Origin of the sequence: Paenibacillus filicis (assembly GCF_038070315.1) — a bacterium.
GTDB lineage: Bacteria > Bacillota > Bacilli > Paenibacillales > NBRC-103111 > Paenibacillus_G > Paenibacillus_G filicis.
Map to the genome: position 1 here is coordinate 462,679 of NZ_JBBPCC010000002.1, position 26,805 is coordinate 489,483.

28 protein-coding genes and 1 other annotated feature are annotated in these 26,805 nt (G+C 54.3%); of the genes, 3 read left to right on the forward strand and 25 right to left on the reverse strand.

The annotated features are described in order from the left end of the window. Window positions 1-29: 29 nt before the first annotated feature. The 7 genes from WMW72_RS05815 to WMW72_RS05845 all read right to left on the reverse strand — a co-directional run bounded on the left by WMW72_RS05815 (window position 30) and on the right by WMW72_RS05845 (window position 6,390). Entirely contained in the window at window positions 30-683 is a 654-nt protein-coding gene (locus tag WMW72_RS05815) for a flagellar brake protein (RefSeq protein ID WP_341414470.1), read from the reverse strand. A 219-nt stretch (window positions 684-902) separates the two neighbouring features. Beyond that, a complete protein-coding gene (gene ypeB, locus WMW72_RS05820; RefSeq protein ID WP_341414471.1) occupies window positions 903-2,261 on the reverse strand; it encodes a germination protein YpeB in 1,359 nt (452 codons plus the stop codon). Between the two features lie 192 nt (window positions 2,262-2,453). Further along, on the reverse strand, window positions 2,454-2,591 hold the full coding sequence (locus WMW72_RS05825) for a hypothetical protein (protein ID WP_341414601.1): 138 nt from the start codon (window positions 2,589-2,591) through the stop codon (window positions 2,454-2,456). Window positions 2,592-2,673: 82 nt separating this feature from the next. Continuing rightward, window positions 2,674-3,366: a glutamic-type intramembrane protease PrsW gene (gene prsW / locus WMW72_RS05830; protein WP_341414594.1), complete on the reverse strand. Its 693-nt coding sequence runs from the start codon at window positions 3,364-3,366 to the stop codon at window positions 2,674-2,676. A gap of 86 nt (window positions 3,367-3,452) precedes the next feature. Next, window positions 3,453-4,994 carry a DnaB-like helicase C-terminal domain-containing protein gene (locus tag WMW72_RS05835; RefSeq protein ID WP_341414472.1) on the reverse strand — a complete coding sequence of 514 codons (1,542 nt, stop codon included), beginning with the start codon at window positions 4,992-4,994 and terminating at the stop codon, window positions 3,453-3,455. Window positions 4,995-5,105: 111 nt separating this feature from the next. Next, window positions 5,106-5,711, reverse strand: coding sequence for a genetic competence negative regulator (locus tag WMW72_RS05840; RefSeq protein WP_341414473.1), 606 nt, complete (start codon window positions 5,709-5,711; stop codon window positions 5,106-5,108). A 310-nt stretch (window positions 5,712-6,021) separates the two neighbouring features. Then, window positions 6,022-6,390: a hypothetical protein gene (locus WMW72_RS05845; protein ID WP_341414474.1), complete on the reverse strand. Its 369-nt coding sequence runs from the start codon at window positions 6,388-6,390 to the stop codon at window positions 6,022-6,024. A 164-nt stretch (window positions 6,391-6,554) separates the two neighbouring features. Here WMW72_RS05845 and WMW72_RS05850 point away from each other — a divergent pair, with 164 nt between their 5' ends. Next, window positions 6,555-7,445 (forward strand): polysaccharide deacetylase family protein, encoded by an 891-nt coding sequence (locus WMW72_RS05850; protein WP_341414475.1) that lies wholly within the window; start codon window positions 6,555-6,557, stop codon window positions 7,443-7,445. Here WMW72_RS05850 and WMW72_RS05855 read toward each other — a convergent pair. After that, the gene (locus tag WMW72_RS05855; protein WP_341414477.1) at window positions 7,402-7,629 is read right to left on the reverse strand and encodes a hypothetical protein; all 228 of its coding nucleotides are present in this window, start codon (window positions 7,627-7,629) and stop codon (window positions 7,402-7,404) included. The two genes, WMW72_RS05850 and WMW72_RS05855, sit on opposite strands and share 44 nt — an antisense overlap. Beyond that, entirely contained in the window at window positions 7,630-8,223 is a 594-nt protein-coding gene (locus WMW72_RS05860; RefSeq protein ID WP_341414478.1) for a CPBP family glutamic-type intramembrane protease, read from the reverse strand. A 67-nt stretch (window positions 8,224-8,290) separates the two neighbouring features. Here WMW72_RS05860 and WMW72_RS05865 point away from each other — a divergent pair, with 67 nt between their 5' ends. Then, window positions 8,291-9,202, forward strand: coding sequence for a hypothetical protein (locus WMW72_RS05865; RefSeq protein ID WP_341414479.1), 912 nt, complete (start codon window positions 8,291-8,293; stop codon window positions 9,200-9,202). A 61-nt stretch (window positions 9,203-9,263) separates the two neighbouring features. Here WMW72_RS05865 and WMW72_RS05870 read toward each other — a convergent pair whose 3' ends face one another. Then, window positions 9,264-9,587: a rhodanese-like domain-containing protein gene (locus WMW72_RS05870; protein WP_341414480.1), complete on the reverse strand. Its 324-nt coding sequence runs from the start codon at window positions 9,585-9,587 to the stop codon at window positions 9,264-9,266. An 839-nt stretch (window positions 9,588-10,426) separates the two neighbouring features. Further along, window positions 10,427-10,664: a binding site (T-box leader), on the forward strand. A 69-nt stretch (window positions 10,665-10,733) separates the two neighbouring features. Between WMW72_RS05870 and serA the strand changes: the two genes are divergently transcribed. After that, a complete protein-coding gene (gene serA, locus WMW72_RS05875) occupies window positions 10,734-12,317 on the forward strand; it encodes a phosphoglycerate dehydrogenase (protein ID WP_341414481.1) in 1,584 nt (527 codons plus the stop codon). A gap of 102 nt (window positions 12,318-12,419) precedes the next feature. Here serA and WMW72_RS05880 read toward each other — a convergent pair whose 3' ends face one another. The 15 genes from WMW72_RS05880 to WMW72_RS05950 all read right to left on the reverse strand — a co-directional run bounded on the left by WMW72_RS05880 (window position 12,420) and on the right by WMW72_RS05950 (window position 26,778). Continuing rightward, entirely contained in the window at window positions 12,420-14,288 is a 1,869-nt protein-coding gene (locus WMW72_RS05880) for an ATP-binding protein (RefSeq protein WP_341414482.1), read from the reverse strand. Beyond that, on the reverse strand, window positions 14,272-14,988 hold the full coding sequence (locus WMW72_RS05885; RefSeq protein WP_341414483.1) for a response regulator transcription factor: 717 nt from the start codon (window positions 14,986-14,988) through the stop codon (window positions 14,272-14,274). The genes WMW72_RS05880 and WMW72_RS05885 overlap by 17 nt, the downstream gene beginning before the upstream one ends. Window positions 14,989-15,033: 45 nt before the next feature. Further along, on the reverse strand, window positions 15,034-16,281 hold the full coding sequence (ccsA, locus tag WMW72_RS05890) for a cytochrome c biogenesis protein CcsA (RefSeq protein ID WP_341414484.1): 1,248 nt from the start codon (window positions 16,279-16,281) through the stop codon (window positions 15,034-15,036). Continuing rightward, window positions 16,278-17,951, reverse strand: coding sequence for a cytochrome c biogenesis protein ResB (resB, locus tag WMW72_RS05895; protein ID WP_341414485.1), 1,674 nt, complete (start codon window positions 17,949-17,951; stop codon window positions 16,278-16,280). Before resB ends, ccsA begins: the two co-directional genes overlap by 4 nt. Before the next feature lie 250 nt (window positions 17,952-18,201). Then, complete coding sequence (gene resA, locus WMW72_RS05900) at window positions 18,202-18,735, reverse strand: thiol-disulfide oxidoreductase ResA (RefSeq protein ID WP_341414486.1); 534 nt, start codon at window positions 18,733-18,735, stop codon at window positions 18,202-18,204. 139 nt (window positions 18,736-18,874) lie between these two features. Then, window positions 18,875-19,645 (reverse strand): pseudouridine synthase, encoded by a 771-nt coding sequence (locus tag WMW72_RS05905; RefSeq protein ID WP_341414487.1) that lies wholly within the window; start codon window positions 19,643-19,645, stop codon window positions 18,875-18,877. A gap of 20 nt (window positions 19,646-19,665) precedes the next feature. Further along, window positions 19,666-19,986 carry a hypothetical protein gene (locus WMW72_RS05910; RefSeq protein ID WP_341414488.1) on the reverse strand — a complete coding sequence of 107 codons (321 nt, stop codon included), beginning with the start codon at window positions 19,984-19,986 and terminating at the stop codon, window positions 19,666-19,668. A 109-nt stretch (window positions 19,987-20,095) separates the two neighbouring features. Further along, window positions 20,096-20,632 (reverse strand): spore maturation protein, encoded by a 537-nt coding sequence (locus WMW72_RS05915; protein ID WP_341414489.1) that lies wholly within the window; start codon window positions 20,630-20,632, stop codon window positions 20,096-20,098. Window positions 20,633-20,639: 7 nt separating this feature from the next. Beyond that, a complete protein-coding gene (locus tag WMW72_RS05920; protein ID WP_341414490.1) occupies window positions 20,640-21,239 on the reverse strand; it encodes a nucleoside recognition domain-containing protein in 600 nt (199 codons plus the stop codon). Between the two features lie 22 nt (window positions 21,240-21,261). Beyond that, window positions 21,262-22,437: a D-alanyl-D-alanine carboxypeptidase family protein gene (locus tag WMW72_RS05925; protein WP_341414491.1), complete on the reverse strand. Its 1,176-nt coding sequence runs from the start codon at window positions 22,435-22,437 to the stop codon at window positions 21,262-21,264. 276 nt (window positions 22,438-22,713) lie between these two features. Beyond that, window positions 22,714-23,802, reverse strand: a complete 1,089-nt coding sequence (locus WMW72_RS05930; RefSeq protein ID WP_341414492.1) for an HD-GYP domain-containing protein — start codon at window positions 23,800-23,802, stop codon at window positions 22,714-22,716. A 179-nt stretch (window positions 23,803-23,981) separates the two neighbouring features. Beyond that, window positions 23,982-24,494 carry a GerW family sporulation protein gene (gene ytfJ / locus WMW72_RS05935; RefSeq protein ID WP_341414493.1) on the reverse strand — a complete coding sequence of 171 codons (513 nt, stop codon included), beginning with the start codon at window positions 24,492-24,494 and terminating at the stop codon, window positions 23,982-23,984. 83 nt (window positions 24,495-24,577) lie between these two features. Further along, a complete protein-coding gene (locus WMW72_RS05940; RefSeq protein WP_341414494.1) occupies window positions 24,578-25,267 on the reverse strand; it encodes a DUF2953 domain-containing protein in 690 nt (229 codons plus the stop codon). 142 nt (window positions 25,268-25,409) lie between these two features. Beyond that, a complete protein-coding gene (gene scpB, locus WMW72_RS05945) occupies window positions 25,410-26,024 on the reverse strand; it encodes an SMC-Scp complex subunit ScpB (protein WP_341414495.1) in 615 nt (204 codons plus the stop codon). Beyond that, window positions 25,993-26,778, reverse strand: coding sequence for a segregation and condensation protein A (locus tag WMW72_RS05950; RefSeq protein WP_341414496.1), 786 nt, complete (start codon window positions 26,776-26,778; stop codon window positions 25,993-25,995). Before WMW72_RS05950 ends, scpB begins: the two co-directional genes overlap by 32 nt. Between the last annotated feature and the right edge of the window lie 27 nt (window positions 26,779-26,805).

The window sequence follows — 26,805 nt, forward strand, 5'->3', positions numbered from 1 at the left end:
TCTCCGAACTTTTGGAGATTATTCCCTGATTATTTTTTCCGGAAGTCGAACTGCCTCTCGAAGCAGTAGCGGATAACCTTCTGCCTGTCGCTCTCTGCAATCTCTACGAAGCGCAGCATAACCTGCTGACGGCCCGTCTCCAGCGGCTTCACCCGCACAATCTCGCTTTTGAAAGGCACATGCTCGATCGTGCCGTTCTTGAACGGAAGCAGCAGCCAGGAACCTACCGTCAGCCCGTTGCGCACTGGAATAAATCCCTCGCAAAGCAGCGAAATTCCGCCTCCGCCGACATCGTCGGTCATGGCAACGAACTGGTAGTTATCGCTGAGCCGGATAGCGATGTCCAGCTCTGCCGGCACGCGGAGGAAGTTGCGCCGCTGGACCTTCGTAATCGACGCAGGCTCAGGCTTGCGAATCTGAACCAGCCGGATCACGTCATCGTTAAAGCCCAATACGGAGGAGCTGAAATAATTTTTAACGCCGCCATCCGTCAAAAAATAAATGGAGAGCTCGTCGCCCGGGTACAGCCGCTTGAGCCTGCCGGACGCCTCATTGATCGGAATTTCCATGCTGATATGGCCGTCGCTGATATCGGCAATGCGGGATTTATACTCCTGTCTGGCTTCCTCCTCGTCAATGGAGTTGACCTGTATATGTAAGATTTGATTGACCTTCGGAAGCAAGCTTGGCGACCCCCTGACTGAATCGTTACCGGAACTTTGGAACTAGAAGCACGTACCCATTATACCATGCGTCCGGAATATGGGAAGATGAATTTGTTGCTTCGGCACGTCTCATTCGGCTGACCGGATAGTGTAGAAGAAAAAAGAACCCGGGCTCCGGGTTCTTCTCTCTGTATAGCTATGCATGGATAGTCATGTGCAAGCTGCGCACGGCTGGATTCAGGTTTTGGCGACTTCCGCCTCTTCGGTGCGAATTTGATCGATTTTCTCCTCCACGCCGTTATCGGCATTGACATAGATCCGGTAAAGACCGTTGTTCACGCGGCCAATAAACTGATAGCACAGCACCTCTTCCTCAATATCGTTGCGGATCAAGGCCAGGTGTACACTATCCGCCTCGAATTTCGGATTCAGAGCTTTCCTTGCTTCCTCCTGCGTCAGCTTGGGCGATGCGAGCTGGCGGTCTTTCTTATCGAAAACGTAGTCCGTAGCTTCCAGACCGGTGATTTCTCCGTTATCCAGCGCTACCTTGACCGCGACTTTTTCCAAGTAATTGATCACGTCATTCGTACGCGCCGCAAATGTAATATTCGCTACATTGCTGTACTCGTCATAACTAACCGCGGTCATCCCCGGATAACCATGCTCATCGAGGAACTGGGCCGAAATATCGCGAGCCTGGCGCAGATCGAGCTGCTTTACCGTCACATCCCTGGCCGCGCTGTACCACAGCAGCTGGCCGCCCTTCTTGGAGTAATCGAGATGCGCGCCGTCCTGCGTTCCTTGCTTCGGCACCCTCACACTGAATGATTGATGCTCGGTTCCAGTCCCGTTTTCGACTACCTGGACCGCGCTAGGGTCAGCCAGCCCCAGGAATTGTGCTGCCTTGGCTTTGATTTCATCCGCTGTGACCTCCGTACCGGAAAGCATCTTCATCTCTCGGTTCTGGTACATGCTCATCACGGCAGGACTCCAGTTAATCTCGGGGTATTCGCCCACCTTCTTGTCCACCGTGGTGAAGCCGTCGATAATCGCGTTATCCTGCGGCTCCTTCGCTGATGCCAGAGCGAGTTCTACATCCATCCACCGAAGATTTTGCTGCATGACCGTGGATTGGACTTCGCGCAAATCCTTGGTAATCTGCGATGAGTGATCATAGAGGGTGCTGAGCGTCTTCATCTCATCCTCAGACAACGGCTGCTTGCTCAAATCCCGAACGGCCGCACGGTAAGCGAAGTTCGAGATATTGGCCAGAAACGCCTCTGTTTTATTGAAAGGCAGTAAGGTTAGCGGTAGCTGACTGATTTCATTTTGCGCCTGGCTGGTAATGCGCCAGACATTAATCAGTCCTTTCTTGTACGCATCCTGGGAGGTCGAATTGACCGCCAGCGTATTGCCAATTTCCGTATGCAGCTTATCCACATGGAATGACAGATCGTGGAAAGCCCGCTGATACTGGTTCTCGGCCTTAATCAATACTGAGTTTTTCTCCTGATGCTCCATATACCCCCAAAAACCCGTTCCGATCAGTGCAATCAGTAAAATCGGAAACATGACAATGCTCAGCCGTTTATACATATGCAAGAAAGCTCCCTTCTTCAGCCAATGTTGGGCTTAGTTTGCGCTTGAAGGTAATCCCTTTATGCACCTGTCGGAGGGCAAAGCCAAATCCCCTAGCAAATCGGGGGCATGATTTCAGATTTTGGGCGGATACGCCGAAAAATTGGCACGCAAAAAAACCGGCTCCGGGCCGGCTTTCCTGCCATGCATTTAAACATCATTGGCTTCGATTTCGAAGTCTTGATCATTGTCGCATACACACTGCTTGAAGCCCGTATCGATTTTCCCTTTCTCCATACGGCCCTTCAAAATAAACTTCTCGCCGCATCTGTTGCAGCGGATTCTCACCTTGACTCGAGATTGGACGACGTTCATAGGGCTCCTTTCGGTTCCTAACAGGTTCTGTTATTCCCCATTATAGACAGCCCCTCTAGATTTTAACCCGGTCCTCACGAGTAGCCATCCGCAGCGGCGACTTGGCATTGGCACGCTTCACCTTCCACAAGCTGCGGGTCCACAGGAATACCATCAGCGGTCCCATAAACCAGATCCAGTAGCCTTTGGCCGCGTACAGCGTATAGTCGAATACCCCATGCCAGAAAAACGGCAGCAGCAGCGCCAGCGCCAAATGCTTGGCGGCTCCGTCCGGATCGAACTTCGCCCGGCCGAAATGATAGCCCATCATGACTCCGAACATCGCATGACCGGATACGGGCAGGAATGCCCGGAGCAGCAGCGTAGAAAAGTCCATCGAGTTGAGCAGCGCATACAGCACATTCTCCAGCGTAGCGAAGCCAAGCGACACAGCAACCGAATATACAATGCCATCATACGGCTCATCGAAGTTCGTATGCTTGTATATGATGAAAAATACGATAAACCATTTCATAAATTCTTCGGGCAACGACGAGGTAATGAAGGCGAAAACAAACGGATTTTCTCCAAAACCCTGCACAAACGCCCGCTGCAGCATCATCACGGGAAACACGATCAGCACCCCGAAGAAAAATAGGCGCAGTACAAGCGAGATGGGCTCCGGATCATACCGGTCCTTCAAATAAAAATAGGACAGCAGGGCAACACCCGGCGCAATGGCAGCAATTAATATAGAGAGTAGGCTCAGGTGCTTTCCCTCCTATCCAAGTTTATATTCTTTATTATAGCAGTTTCAACAGGTAAAGCCATGTTAAATTCCACCCTTGAAAGGCCTTACGCCCCCTCGGATGCGGAAGTCTGCTGCGCGGATTCCCCTGCTGACTCCCTACCCTCGAAACGCGCCTGATGATGCAAAAAACGCAGCGGCACCTGGGCAAGCGGTCCGTTGCGATGCTTGGTCAGCCGCAGCAGGCAGTGGGCAGCACCCGAGCTCTCCGCTTCTCCTGCCTGGCTCAGAGCCAGTACGACGTCGGCAGCTGCCTCTGCGCCTTCCGGGAGACGCTCAACGCCGAGATCGATCGGAATCGCTGTGAAGACCGGCGTATCATTCTCCCGGGACCACTGCTTAAGCACGTAAGCAAGCATCGTCTGATGCTCAGCCACAGACTGGGGCTGCCTCGGCATGCCTGCGGTTGGAATCCGGTTGAGATGGTCAATGAATACGACTGGCGTGCGGCCCGCTATGCCCGCTATGCGTTCGATCGTAGCGAACACCCGGTCCATCGTCGTCTCCAGCGAGCACTCGATCGTCCATATCCACTTGCTGATCTGCACATACTGTTTATTGGCACGACCCACCTCATCGGGAGAGGCCTTGCCACTCAAGACAAGCTGAGGCTCCGTGCCGATCAGCCGCGCAATGCTGCGCGCCCACAGCTCGAATGAAGTCATGTCCCATGAAACATATACCACCGGAACTTGCCTGGAGGCAATTTCGTCGGCCATCTGCTTCATAAGCATTGTCTTACCCGAAGAAGCGCTGCCGGTCATAAAGTACAGACCGGTCCGCAGCCCGCCGAACAAGGCATGGTCAAGTGCCGATAGTCCTGTCGAGAGACCGGTTGATTGGCCGCGATACCGCTTCATATATTCTTCCGTATAGGCGGTAATATGCTTCACATCGGGGGAAATCGGCAGCAGGAGCGACTCCTCCATCGTCTCATTCAAAAGCTGAATGAACGTGTCCTGCGGATTCTGAACACGCACAAAAAAATCGTTGACATCCTTGATCGATTCAGGAAGATTCACGATAAACGTATCCTTAGCCACGCCTTGCAGCAATTCCTGGATGCGCGAGCTCTCGCGGCGGCCCAGCTCATCATTACCCAGACATATAAATACGCGCTTGTTACTCAGCTTCTCCGCATAAGCTTCCTTGAACGTCATCCAGACCGGTGTGCAGATTGCGGGCAGACGGACTTGGGCAAGACTGAGCACGTCAAACAACCCGCCACACAGCACAACATCCTCCGTCTGCGCCAGAACCGACTCATTGAACAGGTACTCCTCCACGCCGACAAGCGCTTTGTACTTAGGGTCCTTGTTGTCGATCGAGCGGCCGATCAGATCGATGGGCAGCCCGTCTTTATCTACGATCGGGACGATGACACGGTTCTGGAAGTACCCGCCCAGCTTGCCGGATTGTACATAAAATCCGATTTTCCCCGGCTCGAAGCCGATCCGGTATTGCTCCGCGGTCTCCGGCTCAATCCCCCTGCGCTGAAGATAGTACAAGGCATCTCCAGTCAACTGCTTCTGATAATGCGCGACCAGCTCTTCCAGGTCAAACGACGGTTTCGCCGCGCTTCTGTTCATACCCGTCACCTCCATGCCCCTCTCCGCAAAAAAAGCATTCCTCAAAAACAGATCGTTTTTGCGAATGCTTTACCCTATATCGTATGCACGGAACGGCTTTACCCGTAAAGCTTACTGAAATTTGGCGCAAAGCGTTCCAATCGCGTTCTCGGCAATGACCGTCTTGCCGTACTCTTCAAGCACCGCTTGTGTAACCGATGCGGCTTCCCCGTATTCGGACAAAACAGCTACAACCGCTTGCAGCTTCTTCTCGTCCATCGCTTCGGCATCCAGCAGCAAAATCCATTTGTTCTTATAGGCATACAGCGTGCCGCCGTCCGTAAGCATCGGCGCCATAACCTTGGCCAGACGAAGCAAATCTTCGAAGTCGTTGAACGCATAGGTGACCTGATCCGTTTCCTCCAGAGTCAGCTCCAGCTCGTACACTTCCTCCTCAAGTTCGTCTTCCATGGTATCTTCGCCGGAATTGAAGTTCATCTTGCCGCGCGTGACAATCACCATCATCCCTTGCGCCGGCATGGCCAGAACTTCAACAGCAAGCGGTCCGCTGGCATCGAAACCAAGCTCCATATAGGCCTGATCCATCATTTCGCTGAACAGCTCATGAACCTTGGGGATTTCTCTCCACATGTCATCCTTTTGGATGCCGCGCTCTGTTAAGTCATCGAATGTGAGGAATATCCGTATCTTGTCCTGACTTAAACGCTCCATTTTCATACTGGATTCCTCCCTTGCCGACTGTATTAACAGTTTATGAAGTTTAGGTTATAAAGGTGTCCCGCATCCCTTGCAGCAGCTGCCTGCTAGACCGGCCGGACCGGCTAGATACGCAGTGCAACATGGCCATGAAACAGCTTGTATTCCATGTTACGACTATTATATCACATTCCGGCCAGAAAAGAACATTTACTGGCCGAAAAAAGGCTTATAATCAAAAAATCCGCTACCTCCGCGTGAAGGATACAAAAAGACGCAGATCCACTCCTCCATGGAGGCTCTCTGCGTCTTCTGCGCTCTTTATTCCGGCTTAATGCGCCGTCGCGTCCGGCTGTTCCTGCTGCTCCTTGACTGATGATCCGGCCAAAATCTCGTCTACCGCTTCCTTGAGCTTGGGGTCCTGCTTAATGATTTCCTCAACCTTCCCCAGTCCTCCCGCTTCATTCCCCAGTCCGGAAGAGGACTTCTGTCCGTCCCAAGAAGCTGAGCCTGACTGAAAGGATCGGGAGGAATCTCCCGGCTTGCCGGACTTTGCGGCATGGCCGTTTTTCGCCCATACCCCGGAAGCGGCATCGCTGCTCGAAAATGCGGAGAATAGAAGCGGCTTGGCCTTTCGGGTCACATAGACAGCCGCGGCCGCCCCGACGATTCCGCCTAACAAAAACGTCCCCACTTTCATGGTCATCCCTCCATCATCTTGCTTGGTATTCGTTTTCTATTTTCCGCTAGGTCCAAGGCAGCCATACATGATAAAATCAGGAAAAGGACGCGCCCCAGGGCCGTCTTGTCCGATTAACTTTGCACAGAAGGAGCCTAACTCAACCCATGAAGATGAACAGATGGATGATGACATCTATGGCCGTACTGATGGCGGCGGCAGTCACAGGCTGTCAGGCCTCATCCGGGAAGCCGGCGGCGGTCGATACGTCGCAAGCACAGACTCCCGCTTCCACACCTGCCACCGGCACGACCCAGCCAGCGGAGGCCGTCACGCCACCGGCCAAGCCTCCGGCTTCCGCTCCAGTGGTTACGGTACCCCAAGAGCAGCAGACTGCTGCAAAAGCGTATAGAATGAATCCGAAAACCTATGATATCGTTCCGATCGATCCGGAGAAGCATCCGAGGAAGGTGGTGCTGCTTACGTTCGACGACGGACCGAAGGATCTCGATATGAACAAGGCGCTGCTCGATACGCTGGATAAGCATAAGGCGAAGGCGATCTTCTTCGTGAACGGCTACAGGGTCAAGCAAAAGCCCGAAATCGTCAAGCTGCTGGACGAGCGGGGCCAGACGATCGGCAACCATTCCTGGGATCATATCGACTTGAAAAAGGAAGGCAAAGAAAAAGTCGACCAGCAATTGGCCGACGTTCAGAAGGCAGTCAAGGAAATTACCGGCAAGGCGCCAGCGTTCTTCCGCCCGCCCTTCGGTTCGGGCAGCGACATCGTCCGTGCCAAGGCGTTGGAAGAGCATATGCTCTATATGACCTGGTCAAACGGGTCCAAGGACTGGGAGATGACGACCAAGAAGCACAGCTCCGATCAGGTTATCGCCAATGTGCTGGATCAGCTCCATGCCGGCAGCAATATTCTGATGCATGAGCTGCCTTGGACCGTTGAAGCGCTCGACAAGCTGCTCACACAGCTGGAAGACAAGGGCTATGGCTTCGTCAAACCGGAGTCGATCGAGCTTACGGATTCAGCCGCTTCCAGCCCCACAGCAAAAGCCCAATAACAAGCAGTATAAAAATCCAGAGCAGCGACCGATAAAAGATACGTAGCCATCTCTCCCTCTCGGTCGGATGCACCGATCTGCGCGGAGGCAAATAAGTATCCGATTCTTCGGACAAGGCGGCTTCCGTCTTGTCCGCTGTCTGCCGCAGGATCGTCGGATCCTCCTGCAATCGTTTGGCATTCATCTAGGTCTCTCTCCTGTATCGTAAGATGCAACCCATCACGAAGTCGATGAGAAAGTGGGCAAGGATCGGTGTCCAGATTGAACCGGTCTGGATATAAATCCAGCCTAGGCCGTAACTGATGCTGAAGACCAGTCCGGTCATCAGCCAGTGCTGCAGATAGCGAAAGTGAATGGCCGCGAACAGGATGCTGGTCCAATAAGGCCCCCAGGAAGCCTGGATGGCTCCGCGGAACAACAGCTCTTCGCAGATTGCGACCACGAGCGACATCACGGCGATATGCCAAAGCGGCCGGTTGCCGAACAGCTTCTCGTTGATCCCTCCGTCGTCCGTTACCTCCGGCGGAACCCAGCGGGAGACGGTCATATCGACCAAGAGAACGGCTGCGGCGTAGACGGCCCCCCACAGCGCCAGATGCCCTGGAGACGCCAGAGAGAACATAGACAGGAGGTTCGGCTTTTGAAACCATAGAATGACTGCGGCTATCAGCAGGATGACCGCTTGCGTGACATACAGATTGATGATCAGAAGACGGTCTGTCAATTGATCGGCGCTCACCGGCTGGAGCTTAAATTGCTTAAAGTTAATTTTTTTCATGAGATTCCCTTTTTCGACAAATTCGCCTATACTAGCTGCATAGAATAGAGTTGAGGTGCTTGGAATTATGGAGAAACGTTTAACACGGACAGACTATCTTTTCGCCATCACATTCATCTTTATGCTTGTTGTGGCCATGGGCGCTTTTTTCTACGGGCTGCAGCTCGGCCAACAGCGCGCCACCGAGAAATACGAAGAACAGCTTTTCAAGCAAAAGGAACAGAACGACGGCTTTACCGCCTATCATCAGCAATACCTGGTCTCGTTCTATCATACCATTTATCAGCCGTACAGGGAATTTCATAAAGCATGGTTCGACAAAATGGACAAGCTCCAGTCCAATCATGCGACAGATTCTTCCCTATTGCTGAAAGAACTTGCCAAGCAAGCCCAAAGTGTCTATGACAATCTGGCTCAAAAATCCACGCCGGCCTCTTCCCCGCTTCTACAAGAAGCGCAGAAGGATTATATGAAGAGCCTGAAGCTTTTCAGCGAAGCTCTGCCGGGTTTTGCCGCCAAAGCCAATGCGATACCGGGAAGCGACCTTGTCGCCCAATTGCAGGCTGATGCCTACCTGGGTGAAGCCCGGAACTTTGCTTTGAAAGCCGAGAACGAATATTATGATGCGATCATCAAATGGGCCGAAACCTCCGTGCCGCAATTTAAGCCCGTTGATGTGACCAAGCCTTTGGCTGTTAAGGATTGGAGCCCGCTGTCGCTCAATATGAAAAACGCCTACCTGACGAACTGGCTGCTGAGCACTAGACGGTACGAGGCCTTCACTCCTCAGGATCTGAGCGGCCGCATAGACGATATGATCGTCTCGGGACAGACGAAGAAAATGAATCTGACCGACATCAACGCCATCGCCGAGATGCTAGTTGCGACAGACGCCGTTCGTGAGGGAGACTTCCTCCGGGTCAAGAACAAGCTATATGCGAACGAAACGCTGCCACAGCTGCCGTTCTACACGAATTGACAACAAAGCCGCCGTTCCCTTCAGGAATGGCGGCTTTGCCGCTTCTCGACTCCCCGAAATCTCAGTCGTAGCGAACTCCTCTGACCGCTGCGAGCGCCGCCATGCCGCCCTCGACGTTTACCGTGTTCTCGAATCCTTGCTCGCTTAAATATTGACAAACGTTCTCGCTGCGCACTCCGTGCGCGCATACCACATACACCGTTTTATCCTTAGGCAGCTCCGTGAGCTTATCTGGAATCGTCATCATCGGCATGAGTTCCATACCGTCCCAGTGATAATACTCCCACTCCTCCGGCTGCCGGACATCGATGGTCAATGTTCCCTCAAGCTCACCCTGCTCCAGTTTTCTGGCATAGGCATCCGGCCCTATCCGGTTATATGACATCTTGATTTCCCCCTTACTTGACTAGCTTCTCGTCCATTTTAACGCTCGCTTGCCCCCTTGGCAAACCATCCGATGCTTTAACTATAAAAAAGGAAGCCGATAAAATAAATAATTCAATTTAATTCCATACATTTTGACCATGGTTTTTCATCCTTCCTATCAATTATCGAATAATATCTATACTAGAATGATATCTATACCTATTAATAGTAGATAACCAGCGTTCAATTATTTTGAATTTCTCCTTGCACGTACACGCAGGTGCCCCGTGGTCCAGCGAAGCGCCGATCACCTCTTTCCGCCCTTCCGCGGACGCGCCCACCGTGGTCCAGCGAAGCGCCCGATCACCTCTTTTCGTCCTTCCGCACACGCGCCCACCGTGGTCCAGCGAAGCAGCGATCACCTCTCTTCGTCCTTCCGCGGACACGCCCACCGTGATCCAGCGAAGCGCCGATCACCTCTTTCCGCCCTTCCGCTCAGCCGTAAGCTCATGACATCGTCATGCGCGATTCCTAGCACCCCTGGAGCCCCTAACCTCCACCACGACTCCCCGCACGCGCCAAGACCCTACGCCCCGAAAGAACTCCGCCGTAAGCGGGTCCGCAGCCTCTCTGTGGTTGATTCAACCACAGCAGCGCAGGACGACAAGCGCTCCATCTCCAACAGCCGCTTCAACGACGGTCCAGTCCCGCCCCTCGCAGGCATTCCGGGGTCCAGGGGCGGAGCGCCCTGGTCCTCCCCCTTGGCGAAGGGGGAAAGAGGGGGATCGCCGCCCCTTCCCTCTTGACAAGCTCAAAATCCACATGATAAGCTAGTGAAAAATTTAACAGACATACTCCAGACAAACGATGACGGAACCAAGCATGATGCGGAACGCTCAGAGAGCCGGTGGTAGGTGCGAACCGGACGTAGACGCTATGCGGAGCACTCCAGAGTTGCTGCCTCGAACTTTAGTAGTTGCAGCCGGTTAGAAGCCGTTAACCCTCTCGGTCTGTAACAACAGACCCGCTAAGGCTGTGTGCGCGAGTATGCGGCGAAGTAGGGTGGTACCACGAGAATCAGCTCCTCGTCCCTTGTATACGCTAGACGTATCGGGATGAGGAGTTTTTGGTTTTTTTAGAAAAAGCATAACGGAGGGAAATGGCAATGTTTAAAGTGTTGGTTATGGATGGAATCAGCGACATGGGGATTCAACTGTTGTATGATGCGGCAGATGTCGAAGTAGACAAAAAGAATGGTTTATCCGAAGACGAACTGGTAGCTATTATTCCGGATTATGATGCGATTCTCGTACGCAGTGCCACCAAGGTGACTGAGCGCATTATGGGCGCAGGTAACCGTCTGAAGGTCGTCGGCCGTGCAGGCGTAGGCGTCGACAATATCGATCTGGAAGCCGCTACCAAGCGCGGCATCGTCGTCATCAACGCACCGGACGGCAACACCATTGCCACCTGCGAATTGACCTTCGCTATGATCATGTCCACCGCGCGGATGATTCCTCAAGCGTACAAGAAAACCGTCGGCGGCGAATGGGATCGCAAGACCTTCGTCGGCGTCGAGCTTCGCAACAAGGTGATCGGTATCCTCGGCATGGGGCGGATCGGCAGCGAAGTGGCCAAACGCGCCAAAGTGTTCGGCATGGAAGTTCTCGGCTATGACCCGTTCCTGACGGAAGAGAGAGCCGAGCAAATGGGCGTCAAGCTCGGAACGGTCAACGATATTTGCAGCAAAGCCGACTTCATTACGGTGCATACGCCACTGACGAATGAAACCCGGCACATGATCAGCCGTCCGCAATTCGAGCTGATGAAGAAAGGCGCCCGTATTGTGAACTGTGCACGGGGCGGTATCATCGACGAGATGGCTCTTGTCGAAGCGATCGAAGCCGGCATCGTAGCCGGAGCTGCATTCGACGTATTCGAGTCGGAGCCGCCTGCAGCCGACCATCCGTTCCTGAACAACCCGCGGATCATCGTAACCCCGCATCTGGGCGCATCGACGATCGAGGCTCAAGAGAACGTAGCGATCGACGTATCGGAGGAAGTGCTGCACATTCTTCGCGAAGAGCCGTTCAAGAACGCCGTCAACATGCCTCCTGTGCCGGCTAACGTCCTGAATGCCCTGCAGCCTTACTTCAACCTCGGCGAGAAGCTCGGCGATTTCCTGGGCCAGACCGTCGATACTGCAGTCAGCGAGATTACAGTGAACTATTCCGGCGATCTGACCGATGTCGATACGTCCCCGCTCACACGCTACATCGTGAAGGGCGTGCTCCAGCATCAGCTGGAAGGCGTGAACGTAGTCAACGCGATGCACTTGGCGAAGTCGCGTAACCTGAACATTGTGGTACAAAAATCTTCGGCTTCCAAGACGTTCACCAACCTGGTGTCGGTCACACTGAAGACGAAGAACGAGCAGTTTACACTGGCGGGCACGCTGCTGTCCGGCTATGGCGAGCGTATCGTGCAGATCGATCAATACCCGGTCGACTTCGCTCCGGAAGGCAATCTGCTGCTGATCTCCCACAACGACAAGCCGGGCATCATCGGTAAGGTCGGTACGCTGCTCGGCAGCAATGACGTCAACATCGCCACCATGCAGGTCGGACGCAAAGTCATCGGCGGCTCTGCGATCATGGTGCTTACGATCGACAAGCATACCCCTCAGAACGTGCTGGAGCAGCTTGCGGCATTGCCTGAGCTGACGAACGTGCGCGAGTTCTCCCTGTAAGAAGAGTGGTTCTGTTCCACGAACAACAAGATTTGCTGATCTTTTTCTACAATTGCAAACAAACACAAAACCCCTTCCGGCAGCGAACCGGAGGGGGTTTTGTTAGTTTTTCGCGTTATGACGCGGCAAAACGATGGAGAATGTCGTTCCTTGGCCAGGCTGGCTTTTCGCTTGTACGGTGCCCTGATGGGCCTCTACGATGTTTCTCACGATGGACAGGCCAAGACCTGTCCCGCCGGATGCGCCCCGCGTACGGGCCTTGTCGGCCTTGTAGAAACGCTCGAACACATAAGGCAGATCCTCGGGTCCGATGCCGTATCCCTGATCCGATACCTCGATCAGCACAGCTTCCTCCCCGCGCAGCCGAGCAGCCTCAGCGCCAATATGAATCGTCGCTTCCGCCGGCGTGTGCCTTAGCGCATTGTCCAGCAGATTCGTCAGCACCTGCTCCAGCCGGTCCTCGTCCGCCTGCTCCAGCATCAGCGGTTCATCCGGTAGGGAGTAGGTCATCACAATGCCTTTCTCCTTGGAGAGCGCTGCGAACTTGCGGTGAATACGCCTGATGAAGGAGTCTACGTCTAGCTCACGCAGATTGAGCTGCATGTGCCCCGTTTCCATCCGGGCCAGATCCAGCAGATCATGAACGAGCCTTCCCATCCTCAGCGATTCGTCATAGATGACCTGAGCCAGCTCCTGACGCTCCTCCGGCGTCGCCGCAATATCGTCCAGCAGCGCTTCGCTATAGCCCTGCAGCATCGACAACGGCGTCCTAAGCTCATGGGAGACATTGGCGACGAAGTCCTTGCGTAGCTTCTCCAGCCGGTATTCCTCGGTTACATTCCGCAGCACGGCAACCACACCCCGGACATGATCCTGCACGTACAGCGGGGCCATCACGATCGACCACACCTCGCTTTTCACATGCAGCTTGGTCGTCATTTCCTGCGGACGTTCGATGACTTCTTCGAATAGAGGCTTCAACGGCTCAGGAATGCGTCTCCAATCCCAGGCTTCCCGATCCGCTCCGGCAGGCTCGCCCTCATCCTCCAGCCATTCCAGTTCGTTCCACTCGCGAATGATCCGCTCACCCTCGGGATTATCGAGAATGACTCTGCCCTCGGGGTCGAAGGTCACGACGGCGTCAGCCATACTGCGCAGTACGCTGGACAGATGCTCCTTCTCATGGCTGAGCGCCTTGATCGTATCCTGCAGCTGCGCGCCCATATGATTGAACGTCTTGCCCAGCTCGCCGATCTCATCCGTGGATTGTATCGGAACCCGGCTGCCGTACTCGCCTTCCGAGATCAGATCCGCCGCCTTCTTCAAATTCAGCAGCGGCTGGGTAATCTGCGTCAGCAGGAAGAAAGCGAAAAACGTCGTCATCAGAAATCCGGCTACGCCTACGACGACAAACAACTTCTTCACATAGTCCTGCGTAACCTCGGACGACTGGGTCAGCTGGTACATGATCAGCGCCCCCGCCACCCCGGACTGATTCTCGTCCATGAACGGTACGGCAACCGCCGTATACGCCCTGCCGAGCGGCGTGCCGGCCGCCAGCACGGGGTTGCGGTTATCGGCCACCTGGCCCGCGAATACCTTGGCTAATTCGGCCTTCGAGAAAAAATCGTCGTACCCGATACGCCGGTCCTCCGGTTGGCCGACCGGAGGCGTTTCCTCCTCGTAATCCTTGGTCACGACCAGTACGCTGGCCCCCTGGGCATTCAGCAGCTCATTGACGACCTGCAGATAGCGCCTCTCTTCCTTGTGCAGAGAAATCTCGGTAGCTACCTTGGTCGCCAGACGGCTCAGCGTCTCGATCTGATCCTTCGACTTGGGGAAGGATGTTTCGATAAATTTGAACAAGAAGGCGCCGACGGTCAACAGCACCACCACCACCAGGCCGATGATGGTGATCCACAGCTTGCCGACAATGCTTTTGAATATAAACACGTTACTTCGGTACCTCAAGTTTGTACCCGACTCCCCAGACTGTCGTAATCATAGCGGCGGCATCCGGAGATACTTTGTTCAGTTTCTCGCGCAGCCGCTTCACATGCGTATCCACGGTCCGCAGGTCACCGAAGAACTCATAGTTCCATACGTCCTTCAGCAGTTCCTCCCGGGAGAACACCTTGTCGGGCGAGACAGCCAGGTAATGCAGCAGCTCATACTCCTTAGGCGTCAGCGCGACTTCCTGTCCACCAGCACTCACGCGGTGAGCGTCATGCTCGATGACAAGATTCGGAAATACGATATTGTTGCTCGAATTGACTTCCTTGGACAAATACGCCGTGACCGAAGACCGGCGCAGAATCGCCTTCACCCGGTAGATAACCTCCCGGGGGCTGAACGGCTTCACCACATAATCGTCGGCGCCCGATTCAAAGCCCTGCACCCGGTTCGTCTCCTCTCCCTTGGCTGTGAGCATAATGACGGGAGTGGACTTCACCTGGCGGAGCCGGGCGCATACCTCATTCCCGTCCATGCCAGGAAGCATCACATCGAGCAGGATAAGGTCATAATCCACATCAAGCGCCTTGCGCAGCGCCGTCTCCCCATCCTCCGCCTCGTCGATGCGATAGTTTTCCTTCTCCAGATACATTCTCAAGAGGCGCCGGATCCGCTCCTCATCATCCACCACTAGTATATTCATCTTAATATCCGTCATGGCCTAACCCTCTTTCACATCAGAATGAACGGCGAAACCTCTCTATTACGTGCCGGAATACGAATGCAGTCCTGCAATCACCAGGTTGACCCCGATCAGGGTGAACATGACGACCAGGAAGCCGATCACCGACAGCCAGGCAGATCGCTTGCCTTGCCAGCCGCGGGATAAGCGGAGATGTAGGTAAGCCGCATAGAACAGCCATACGATCAGTGCCCAGACTTCTTTGGGGTCCCAGCCCCAGAAGCGTCCCCAAGCCTCATGGGCCCAGATCATGGCGAAGATGAGCGCTCCGAGCGTAAACACCGGATAACCGATGGCAATAGACCGGTAACCGATCTCATCGATATCATCCGCATCCACACCCTTCATCAGCGGATGAAGAGCAGCCCCGAGTGGCTTCCGGGCGATGAGCCGCAGCAAGCCGTACAGCACAATGCCTCCGATCAACGACCAGACCACCGTGTTCAGCTTGCGTCCGGCGTTCGCTCCCTTCATCCACGAAGGAGCCTCCATCAGCGGCTCGGTCATCCCAAAGATCGGCGTCATCTGCAGCGTCTGCCCTTCATGCGGACCGAAGATCGGCGGCAGCACATAGGTCGTCTCCTGCTGGATCACTTGCTCGACATTACTGGCATCCTTCATCACCACATTGCTGGAGAAAACCGCCTTGTAGCCCATCCCGTTGAAGGTAAAAATCGAGACCACAAAAGCAAGGATTACGGCCATCGTGAACAGCGTAAACTCCACACCCCGCTGCTCACGGCGTGCAGCCTTGCTGCGGTCCTTGAAGTTCACGTTCTGGACCAGATACATAAGACCTGCTGCAAAACCAACGGCGAAGAACGCTTCGCCTAGAGCCGCGGTCGTGACGTGAATTTTGAGCCAATAACTCTGCAGAGCCGGAATCAGCGGCTGTACCTCGCGTGGAAATACCGATGCATATGCGATCACGATAATCGCGACAGGCAGCGCGAATACACCGAGCACCGATGATTTATACAGGAAATACACCACGATGAAGGCCAGTACGATCATCATGCCCAGGAAAGTCATGAACTCGTACATATTGCTCGTCGGAATATGACCGGCTTCCGCCCACCGGGTGAAGAAGAAGCCCGCATGACAGAGGAAGCCCAGAATCGTCAGTCCGATTCCGATCCGTCCCCATCTGCGTCCGAAGACCGCAGGGTCCTCCACCCGCACCGATTTATTGCCGGTAATGCCAATTACGAAGCCCAGGAGGGCCACCGCGTAAACGATAAATGCTATCAGCAGTAACGTACTGCTCACTTCTGTTCCACCCTTCTTTCGAGCGCTTTCGGATCAACCTCGATTCCCGACTTGCCGAGAACCTGGGCAATTTCCTTGCGAAGCCCGTACCAGTTTTTATTCGTATGTGCGCCAAGCGCCAGCTGGCCGTCGTCAATGCGCAGCCATACCCGGCGGTGATGCCAGTAGAAGCCCATGATCAAGCCGATCATCGAGATGGTCGCCCCGACCCAGATAAACGGCATGGCGCGGTCTATGCGGATATTCAGATAGCTGATATACTCGGAAATCTTGACATTTTCCATCGAGCCGACAGACAGCTCAAGCTTTTGTCCGAGCGCCCCATTAATTTCGTCCTGCCGGAAGTTGACCTTGTCGATTTGCCTTGGGAAGTACATGTAAGGCTCCCCTTGCGACGCAAGCCCTGGGCCCGTAATCGTAAAGACGAAAGCCGGTGCGTTAGGGTCCTTGGACTTGGTCATCGGGAGTCCCTTGGCATCTACGGCAAAATCCGGGAAGTAGCCGCTCAGCTTAAGCTGATACGGCCCGATAGTGTACTGCTCCTTGGGATTGTCCATGGAGAGGTCGAACTGTCCGAACGCTTCTCCGGTTTCTTTGTTCTTGAGCGTTGGCTTGACGGCAATTAAGGTTGGAGACGGCTTGAAGTCAAACTGGTAAGCAAGCAGTCCATTGTACTCAAGCGGCTTGTTGACGATAATATTTTGCTCGTGAACCTTCTCGAGCACAGGCTCCTTAGCCGGATCGTCACAGTCGGCCTTGCACATATAGAGCGATGCCTGCGTCTCGAATACCTTCGGCACGTCAATGCCCTTGGAGCGGAAGTCGGAGGACATTTCGTCCTGTGTGTAGAAATCCAGAGTAAACTTCTCGTTTTTGAGATAATACGAGGTTTCCGGAATTTTGACCAGCTTGCCCTCCGGGAACGCGATATGCTGATCCATATGCCAGCCGGGAATGCTCCGCATCAGAACCGCACCCAGGAAGATGATAAGTCCGATATGATTGATGTAGGGCCCCCAGCGGCTAAAGCGGTACTTCTCAGCAAGCAAAGCACTGCCTTCCGTATGTACCCGGTAGCGCGATTTGGACAGCGCCTTGGCAGCTTGCTCGCTCCACGCCAGCGCCGCTTCTTCACTCGATCCGCCGGGAAGCGTACCGCTGTAGGTGACCTTCTGCCGCGTAATAAAGCGAAGATGCTTGCGGATCTGCTGCTTGCTGAGCGCGCGGTACAAAGGCAGCACCCGGTCAAGACTGCAGACGACCAGCGAGGTGCCGATCATGAACAGCAGCGTGATGAACCACCACGAGTCGAATGTATGGGACAAACCCAGCATATAGTAGATATACCCGGACAGCCCGTACGTTTCCTCGTAATAGACGGACGGATCGAAGTTCAGGAAGGTGCTCTCCTGCGGATAAATCGTTCCGAGCGCCGAACCGATCAAGGTGATGATGATCAGATAAATGGCTATTTTGACCGAGGAAAAAAAGTTCCATACCCGGTCCAGGATGCCCGGGTTTGCTCTCTGCGAGCGCCGGGCCATCCCGTCATACTTCATCTCGAGCGGCTCCGCACCCTCATCATCCGTCAGCGGCTTGCCACAGGACTCGCAGAGCAGGGTGCCGATCGGATTCTGATGTCCGCATTCGCATTTCGTATTGTGAATCATGGGTCCTCCTCGAAGGCCGAGCCGGAAAGTAGCCAAGCACGGATCGGATCGACAGGGCGGTTCGCTCCTGTTAGAATGCGGTTCCGGCTGCTGTTGAAATCGGATTTTTCGGATTATAATAAAACATGACTATGTAGAAATCCGATTTCAAAGGCAGCACGTAAACTCTCCGCCCCATTCTAACACCGCTTATACCTTGATCGATCCAAGCCAAGCCAAACCAACAACTCCTGCCCCGCCTTCGTACTCGTTAAGGTTGTTGTGGTAATAAAGATGTAATCGTTCTCTCGATGTAAGCCTCGTCCATTTCCCCGATGCGGATTTCACCGATTTTACCGTCCGGCTTGACGAAGAAGGTTGTCGGATACTGCGAGACGCCGTAGCGCTTGCGCGTTTCCTCGTTCTTGTCGAACAGAATCGGGAACGTGACGTTATACTGTCTGATAAAGCTCTCGACCGCCACTCTCGGCTCGTCCAGATTAAGGCCCAGAATTTCCACATTCTTGCCCGCCCACTTCGCCTTCTGCTTCTCCAGCGCCGGCATCTCGTTACGACAGGGCTCGCAGAACGTTCCCCAGAAGTTGACGACGACGACCTTGCCCTTCAGGTCGGATAGCTCTCGTGTCTGACCATCCAGACTGGCCAGCTTGAAGTCCGGGGCCGTCGATCCGGTCGTCGGCTTTTTGTCCGCATGAAACAAATTGTTCAGCAGCGTCCAGCCTCCAATTAGAAGCACAAGGGCGAAAATGGAAATTTGTACCCACTGTCTATGTTTTCCCATCATCTCACACCTTCAAACCCAAGTATTGCGCCATTGTAAAGAAGCGCCGGCCGCAGCGCGACCTCGGCATGGACCGACGAAGGCTGCGAGTCGGCGCGGTTCCTCATCTAAACGGCTACTCATTTTATTATAGCGAAAAATGTCACAAGTCGGATTCGCCTTTTTGAATTTTATGTGACTGGCCGCTTTCCATTTCCAGCGCAGCCTCACGCAATTCATTAACTTCCTGTGGAGACATCAGACGGAACTTGCCTCTTGGCAGACCAGACAGCAGCAGAGGTCCGAATTGCACCCGCTTCAGCTTGATCACCGGATGATGGATCGCTTCAAACATCCGGCGCACCTGCCGGTTCCGGCCCTCGTAGATCGTAATCTTGATCACGGATTCATTTTTCTCCGGAAGCACGTTGCTGTACTCTAACTCAGCGGGAGAAGTCATGCCGTCCTCGAGCTGGATACCTGCTCTGAGCTTGTCCAGCAGGCTGCCGTGGGGAACTCCCTTCACGGTCGCCAGGTAAGTACGGGGCACGTGATGCTTCGGATGCGTCAGCAGATGAGCAAACTCCCCGTCATTGGTCATCAGCAGCAGACCCTCGGTATCGTAATCCAGCCGCCCGACTGGATAAATGCGTTCCTTCATATGCCGGAAGAAATCCGTGACCGTCTTCCGGCCTTCCGGGTCCTCAGCACTCGTAATAACGCCCTTCGGTTTATTAAATATCACATAGACCTTGGCCTGCTTGCGGATCAGCTTGCCGTCCACCCGGATCGTATCGCTACTCGCATCCACCTTGACCCCCAAAGTAGTCACGACCTCATCGTTGACCTGCACGCGGCCTGCAGTTATGAGCTCCTCGCATTTTCTTCGTGATGCAACGCCGGCTTCAGCCAGCACTTTCTGTAAACGTTCCATCTTTTCTATTCACCTCAAAGCTAATGATACCTATCCTTGGGTGAAATCACAAGCAGGGACCATGGAAAACCTTGGCCCGGACATGAATCCGAATGCGGATACACCGCCTCAGGCGGAAATCCGTGCTTCTTCGCCAGGCTCAGGATGAGCTTGCCGAGCATAAACCACTGCTCTTCCTCCCCGGCAGTAAGACCGGAGCGAGAGCCGGAATAATCGCCTTCGAGGCAGATATGAATATAGGAAGGGTCCGTTGGTGCGGAAGAAGGGATAATGACGCCGCTAGTGGTGATAAACAGGTCATACCCTTTTCCGTTGATAGCCGGACAAGCGGAGTGATGCATCAGAATACCGCAATAACTCAGAGCCGTTCACCTCCTTAACGGGGTTCCGTGCTCCAGTATATGTGCAGAGGTCTAACGGGGTGCTGACAGGAGGGGAGGCTTGCAGACGCTATCCGGCAAAGACGAGATAGCAGATCACGATCGAAGCGATAAAGCCCACGGCGTCGGAGATCAATCCGACCTTCAGGGCATAACCGGCTTTGCGGATGCCGATCGCGCCGAAGTAAACGGTGACGACATAGAGCGTCGTGTCGGTGCTGCCTTGAATCGTGGAGGCGATCCGGCCTACCATCGAATCCGGCCCGAATTGCGAGATCAGATCCGTCGTAAAGGCCAGCGACCCTGCTCCCGTGATTGGACGTAAGAAGGCCAGCGGGATAATCTCGCTCGGCACGCCGAGCTGCTCGCAGATCGGTTTCAGCCAGCCGATAAACAGATCCATCGCCCCGGAGGCCCGGAAGACGCTGATCGCCACCATCATCCCGACCAGATGCGGAATAATCCGGATAGCCGTATCAAAGCCGTCCTTGGCCCCGTCTACGAACGATTCGTAGACGGGAACCTTGCGGTAAGCGGCATAGAGCGGAATAAAGACGATCATGACCGGAATGGCCCAGGCGGAGATAAGATTCACCAGATCGAGCATGCGTCCTTCACCCCTTCCCCGGTCCGATCGTTGTGTAACGCTTGCGGTACCAGCGGTCTACCAGTATCGCCGCTAAGGTTGAGATGATGGTCGCCATCAGCGTCGTCCCAACAATCTCGGCGGGATTGACGGAGTTGTAGCTCATGCGTATCGCGATTAGAGTCGTAGGAATCAAGGTGATGCTGGCTGTGTTCAGCGCAAGCAGAGTCGCCATCGCGGGACTTGCTGCATCCTTGCGCGGATTTAGCTTCTGCAGCTCCTGCATCGCCTTGATCCCCATGGGCGTGGCCGCATTGCCCAGACCGAAAATATTCGCGCTCATATTCGACATGATATAGCCAAGCGCCGGGTGATCCTTCGGTACGCCCGGGAACAGAAACCGCACCACCGGGCTCAGCAGGCGAGCCAGCTTGTTCAGCAGGCCGGAATCCTCAGCGATGCGCATCATCCCGAGCCAGAACACCATGATGCTGATCAAGCCGAAGCATACCGTCACCCCGCTCTTTGCACCGTCGAATACGGCCTCCGTGACCAGATCGATCCTTCCTTGAAAAGCTGCGACGATAAAGCCTGCTACAATGAAAAACAACCAGATCCAATTGACCATGCTGCGCACTCCTTCCGTCCCGTTATTCCGTCTTGCCCGTGAACATGACGCGGGTTAGCGACTGCAGGATATAGAGCCACTTGTCCGACTGCTTCCACCCTGCCCTGCCTTCTACCGCCAGGGCAAACGACTTGCCGCTCCGCGCAGACAACCTCGGGCTGTCTGGAGCTACGAGTGGCACGGAGCCGACAGCCCGGCCATTCAGCTTGAAGTCCAGCCGTCCGGCCACACCCAGACGGGAGTCCGTCGAGGCCGGATCATTCAGCACTGTCTCACGGATAAACTTGCCGGCTTCTTCCTCGGTAGCTGGATAACTCAGCCCCGTTCCGGCTACGAAGCCCGTACCGTCTACCGCTTCTCCAGCTCCTATCAGCGTCTGTAGTGGATAATGCTGGAACCCGTAATCCAGCAGGCGGGTATGATCGATCCAGTCATTGGGATCGTTCAGCGTCACGACGGCTATTTGCTGTCCGCCCCTCGTCGCCGAGGAGACGAGGCAGCGCTTGGCCAGCTTGGTGTAGCCGGTCTTTACGCCGTCCGCTCCGTCGTAGAGCGACAGCATCTTATTTTTGTTGGTCCAGGTGTAGTCCCAGGATTCGCCAGGATTGGGGGCCTTCTTGACCTTAGTCTTCACAATTTCCCGGAAGACGGGATTGCGCAGCGCATAGGCGGTCAGCTTGGCCATGTCATTGGCCGTGGAATAATGGCCTTCCTCATCAAGGCCGGACGGATTCTTGAAGCTGGAGTTCGTCATGCCGATCATCCTAGCCTTCTCATTCATCAGATGAGCGAACCCCTCCACACTGCCGCCGACATGCTCGGCAATCGTCATCGCCGCATCGTTGCCGGAACGCAGCATGAGGCCATACAGCAAATCCTTCAAATTCATCTCTTCGTTCAGCTTCAAATAAATGGAGGAGCCTTCCTTGCCAAAGGCATTTTTGCCCACCTTGGCCATATCCGACAGCTTGCCATGCTCAATCGCCACAATCGCGGTCATAATTTTCGTCAGACTGGCGATGCGCATCGGTTTGTCCCCCTTGGCACTGTACAGCAGCCTGCCTGACGTCACATCGACCAGTGCCGCCGCTTCAGCGCTCGTGCTGATGCCCGGAGGCGCAGCCAGCGCGGATGGAACATAACCCGAACTGGTAATGGCAATGGTGACGACCAGCAGCAAACCCAATACTCTTCTCATCTTGTTCCTCCCACACGCTAAGGCTGACGATTGCCGAACGAGCCACATCCGGGACGGACAAGCTGGGCCGGACAAGACGGTGCCCGGGACAAGTTCGGAATTCTAGTACATGTATATGCCGGGGGGACAACCGTTATGAACGGATGACTGGAACCCATAAACCATATACAAATAGGCCAGCCCGCAATGCCAGACTAACCTGTCCTGCCAAAAAAACCGCTCAGAAGCAGCACTTGCGCGCTTGCCTCCAGCGGTTTATCCTTATTCTCCTAGCAGCTACACCTCGACATGCTCGATGAACAGCGTCAGCTTCTCGCTCAGATCCACCTCGTAAGGCTGGGTCAGCCGCTGTCCGTCCGCATCTTCCAGCACACGAATCGTCGGCCGTTGGGGGACGGCTGGATTAATCCCTACCACAACGCCCTTTTCCTTACTATTGAGCGTTACGGTCACACCCACCGGATAAATGGCCACATTATCGCGGAAAAGCGCAACCTTCTTCTGATCATAAAGCGTGCCAACGCCGGCAAACAAGACCTCCATCGCCTGATGCGGGAGCATCGCCTTCCGGTAGGCCCGATGCGATGTCATGGCATCGTAGCTGTCCGCAACCGCAATCCACTTGGCGTATTCATGAATGTCCTTGCCCAAGATTCCGCGAGGATATCCGCTCCCATTCTCTCGCTCATGATGCTGGAACGCACAGTGGGCCGAGAGCAGCGGCATGTTAGGTTCATCCTTGAGGATCTTGAAGCCCAGTTCGGGATGCTTCTTAATCTCCTCGTACTCCTGAGGGGTCAGCTTTCCAGGTTTATTCAGCAAGTCGGGGGATACCTTGGTTAACCCGATATCATGCAGCAATGCTCCCATACCGATCGTAGTCAGCTCGTCACGGGTATAGCCGTTCACCATGCCGAGCATCGTGACGTATATGCAAACATTCAAGGAGTGCTGATACAAGTAATTGTTCATGACGTTCATATTCGACAGCATGATGAGCGTACCCGGCTTGTTCTCGCTCAGATCATCGATGATCATCTTGATCACATTGCCGAAAGCCCGGCCCAGCACATGTCCCTTGGAGACCTTGGGAGCGCTGTTCTTTTCCATGAATGTACGGAACTGAGTACGTATCTCCTGAATGGCACGAGTTTTCGTTGCGTCGGAAATGACATCCTCCACCTGAACGTCATCTGTCGCGGGGTCGGCGATATACAAGTAGTCCACGCCGAATTGCTGCAGTCTCTGAATCAACGGCTCTGTCAGCTCCGCTCCCACGTTCAACAGAACAATACCTTCTTCACTAAAAATACATTTACCGAGTCGCATGCCGGCTTGACATGCGCTAGTTGGAAGCAGCCGCAAACCTGATCCTCTCCCTGTGACTATCTGCCTTTATAAAGAAAATTTAATCTAAAAATACTATAGACTAAGGTTTTGCAAAGAGCAAGATAACAAGTCGATTTTTGTAATAAAACTAACAAAATATGGGTTCGACAAAAACAAAAAACCGCCCATGGGCGGCTTTTGCTTGAATAAAGGGACTATACAATGAAGTTTTGATTCTCGATATTGGTGACTTGGGTCGCACCAGCACCTTCGCTGCCCGGCGCCGCGGACTTGCTGCCGCTTTTGATCATCGATTGAATCCGGTCGACGACATGCGGCGCAGAATCGATCAGCCGCTCCAGCAGATGCGTCTGGTTGTCCAGCGGCACAATCTTGACACCATGCTTGCCAACGACCAGAAAAGCGATTGGCGTAATAGACACCCCGCCGCCGCTCCCGCCGCCAAACGGCAGCGACACGGAAGCATTTTCCGCATCGTTCCCGCTGGCATTGCTGCTTCCGCTGCTGCCGCTGCTTCCGGAATGCGTATCATCGGAAGCAAATTCACTGCCCCCCGCGGCAAAGCCGAAGCCTACCTTACTGATCGGCATGATCACACTGCCGTCCGGCGTTTCCACAGGATCGCCTACAATCGTATTGACGTCAGCCATCTGCTTGATGTTTTCCATTGCCGTTTTCATTAACCCTTGAATCGGATGCTCTGTCATCGTGGAACCTCCCTGTCTGTAGTCGGAGTAAGGAACAGTGTTAGCTTAACCGTCTGCCCCCCAGACTATGTAGAGGTTTTGCATCAGTGCGGCTGAGGCATTCTCCGGGCAATGATACGCCGCCAGGTAGCCAGCCCTCCTTCGGTCTTCCTGATCCGCAGCAGCAGCCGTAGTCCTCCGCTGAGAATATACCAGATACGGATCTGGAACAGCGCCGTCCCTTCCGTTAGAAAGGCCATCCGGTTAAAGGCGGGCATCACCATCAACTGCGGCTGGGTATCCAGGCGGATCAGGCGGAAGATAAAGCCCAGCAGTGAGGACTTGAGAGCCCACAAAGACCCGACAAACATCGCAGTCGCGGGGGCATCCCCCAGCCCGACGGATGTTTTCCAATTCAGTTCCTTGCAGTGAACCTGCCGCAGCAGGCCGTACACCCATTCGTTAAATTTAAAGCAATGCTGCAGAAGCAGACGGGCATCCTCGAAGATGCTTCTGATTTTCTCCGCGTCAATTTTCTCGCGGGCGTCCTTCATCAGTTTGCCTGCTGAGGCGTTCACCTTCTCGGTATGCACTTCCACGCCTGTTGCCCATCCCTTGAAGCGGACGACAGGCACTTCATACCGAAAATGGACCAATCCCGTCAGCGCCTTCACCTCGAAGGTAATCTCGTCATTTTCTTCCTGATGCGTGAACGCCAGACGTATTCTAACAGGGCGCGATAACAGTATGCCCACAACAAGCGCCAACGCCGTGGCCAGCCATATCCAGATCATGCCCTTAGCTCCCCCCGCACAGCAGCCCCGTTCCCGGACAAACCAAAAAACTCCCGATGGCCGGAAGCTTGCCGCTTCTTTTCCTCAGGAGTTAGTATTGCCCTGCATTGCCAAAACATGCGCGGGGTGTAATCGTATATCCTTACATCTCCTCGTCCGCCGATACTTCATCGAACGTCAGTTGCTTGGCATCAAGCTTCTCAAAGAGCAACCGCGTCTCTTCCTCCAGGTTATCTTCATTCTCGAACAAGGAAGTCTCCGGCAAATCCGTAAGCGTGGCCAGTCCGAAATAATCCAGAAAAGGCTTCGTTGTTCCATACAATATCGGACGACCCGGAGCGTCGGCACGGTCTACTTCTTGAATCAAGTCCTTGGCTACCAGCGTTTGAAGCGCGCGGTCCGCCTTCACCCCGCGGATTTCCTCGATTTCGACTCTTGTGATCGGCTGGCGGTAAGCGACGATGGCCAGTGTCTCCAGAGCCGCCTGGGACAAGGATGAACGAGACGGGGAATAAGCCAACCGCTCGAAATATGCCGCATGCTCAGGAACCGTAGTTAGCTGAAAGGTTCCCGCCATTTGTACAATTTGGAGCCCTCGGCCCTCCCGTTTCATATCTGCCTGCAGATCGAGCACAAGCTCGGTTATGAAAGCCGTTTCCTGCTCCAGCACCTCAGCAAGCTGTCTGGCGTCCAGTCCTTCGTCCCCCGCCACGAACAGTAGGCCCTCAATAACTGATTTCATCTGCCCAAAATCCATCTGCCTTTCCATCCTCCCGTGCCTGAATCACAATTTCATCGAACAATTGATGCTGAAAACAAACGATCCGCTTCACCTTCATAAGCTCCAGCAAAGCCAGAAAGGTAACAACGATCGAGTCCCGGGTATGCTCCCGGTCAATCAATCTGGAGAACAGCAGCTTGCCGCCGCTGCGCTCCAGCGATTCGACCACCTGAGACATGCGGTCCCTGACACTGATTTCGTCCTTGCGGATGCTGGCGACCGCGTGACGGCTCTGCATGCGTCTCATCGCCTTGCGGAACGCTTCAACCAGATCGGCTACGCCCAATCCCTTCACCGGGTTCTCCGTTAAGACCGGCACGTATGGCGTCAGATCCTCGGGCTCCCGGGTAAAAATCAGGCTCCGCTCAACCTCCTTGTCGCGGAGATGATCGGCAATCGCCTTATACTTGCGGTACTCGACCAGCTTGGCAACCAGCTCAGCACGCGGATCGTAATCCTCATCCATCATGTAATCATCGAAGTCCAGCTCGATGATCGGCGGCTTCGGCAGCAGCATCTTGCTCTTGATCGAGAGCAGCGTCGCGGCCATGACGAGAAATTCGCTCGTCACTTCCAGCTCCAGCTCCTGCATCGCATCCAGATACTCTAGGTATTGGTCAGTAATCTCCTTGATCGGTATATCATAAATATCCACTTCCGCCCGGTCGATCAGATGGAGCAGCAAATCAAGGGGGCCCTCGAATGTTTCCAGCTTAACCGTTACTTTCACTTCTGTCTGCTCCCCTTTATCTGCACA

What these genes read in the sequence shown, in the direction of transcription:
- WMW72_RS05885 (WP_341414483.1), bottom strand. Translation starts at nt 14,988, where the DNA reads ATGACGGATATTAAGATGAATATACTAGTGGTGGATGATGAGGAGCGG.
- WMW72_RS05910 (WP_341414488.1), bottom strand. Translation starts at nt 19,986, where the DNA reads ATGCATCACTCCGCTTGTCCGGCTATCAACGGAAAAGGGTATGACCTG.
- WMW72_RS05940 (WP_341414494.1), bottom strand. Translation starts at nt 25,267, where the DNA reads ATGATCTGGATATGGCTGGCCACGGCGTTGGCGCTTGTTGTGGGCATA.
- WMW72_RS05905 (WP_341414487.1), bottom strand. Translation starts at nt 19,645, where the DNA reads ATGGAACGTTTACAGAAAGTGCTGGCTGAAGCCGGCGTTGCATCACGA.
- WMW72_RS05835 (WP_341414472.1), bottom strand. Translation starts at nt 4,994, where the DNA reads ATGAACAGAAGCGCGGCGAAACCGTCGTTTGACCTGGAAGAGCTGGTC.
- WMW72_RS05865 (WP_341414479.1), top strand. Translation starts at nt 8,291, where the DNA reads ATGGAGAAACGTTTAACACGGACAGACTATCTTTTCGCCATCACATTC.
- ytfJ (WP_341414493.1), bottom strand. Translation starts at nt 24,494, where the DNA reads ATGACAGAGCATCCGATTCAAGGGTTAATGAAAACGGCAATGGAAAAC.
- WMW72_RS05920 (WP_341414490.1), bottom strand. Translation starts at nt 21,239, where the DNA reads ATGGTCAATTGGATCTGGTTGTTTTTCATTGTAGCAGGCTTTATCGTC.
- resB (WP_341414485.1), bottom strand. Translation starts at nt 17,951, where the DNA reads ATGATTCACAATACGAAATGCGAATGCGGACATCAGAATCCGATCGGC.
- WMW72_RS05915 (WP_341414489.1), bottom strand. Translation starts at nt 20,632, where the DNA reads ATGCTCGATCTGGTGAATCTTATCTCCGCCTGGGCCATTCCGGTCATG.
- WMW72_RS05925 (WP_341414491.1), bottom strand. Translation starts at nt 22,437, where the DNA reads ATGAGAAGAGTATTGGGTTTGCTGCTGGTCGTCACCATTGCCATTACC.
- WMW72_RS05860 (WP_341414478.1), bottom strand. Translation starts at nt 8,223, where the DNA reads ATGAAAAAAATTAACTTTAAGCAATTTAAGCTCCAGCCGGTGAGCGCC.
- resA (WP_341414486.1), bottom strand. Translation starts at nt 18,735, where the DNA reads ATGATGGGAAAACATAGACAGTGGGTACAAATTTCCATTTTCGCCCTT.
- WMW72_RS05840 (WP_341414473.1), bottom strand. Translation starts at nt 5,711, where the DNA reads ATGAAAATGGAGCGTTTAAGTCAGGACAAGATACGGATATTCCTCACA.
- scpB (WP_341414495.1), bottom strand. Translation starts at nt 26,024, where the DNA reads ATGGATTTTGGGCAGATGAAATCAGTTATTGAGGGCCTACTGTTCGTG.
- serA (WP_341414481.1), top strand. Translation starts at nt 10,734, where the DNA reads ATGTTTAAAGTGTTGGTTATGGATGGAATCAGCGACATGGGGATTCAA.
- ypeB (WP_341414471.1), bottom strand. Translation starts at nt 2,261, where the DNA reads ATGTATAAACGGCTGAGCATTGTCATGTTTCCGATTTTACTGATTGCA.
- WMW72_RS05855 (WP_341414477.1), bottom strand. Translation starts at nt 7,629, where the DNA reads ATGAATGCCAAACGATTGCAGGAGGATCCGACGATCCTGCGGCAGACA.
- WMW72_RS05850 (WP_341414475.1), top strand. Translation starts at nt 6,555, where the DNA reads ATGATGACATCTATGGCCGTACTGATGGCGGCGGCAGTCACAGGCTGT.
- WMW72_RS05845 (WP_341414474.1), bottom strand. Translation starts at nt 6,390, where the DNA reads ATGAAAGTGGGGACGTTTTTGTTAGGCGGAATCGTCGGGGCGGCCGCG.
- WMW72_RS05870 (WP_341414480.1), bottom strand. Translation starts at nt 9,587, where the DNA reads ATGTCATATAACCGGATAGGGCCGGATGCCTATGCCAGAAAACTGGAG.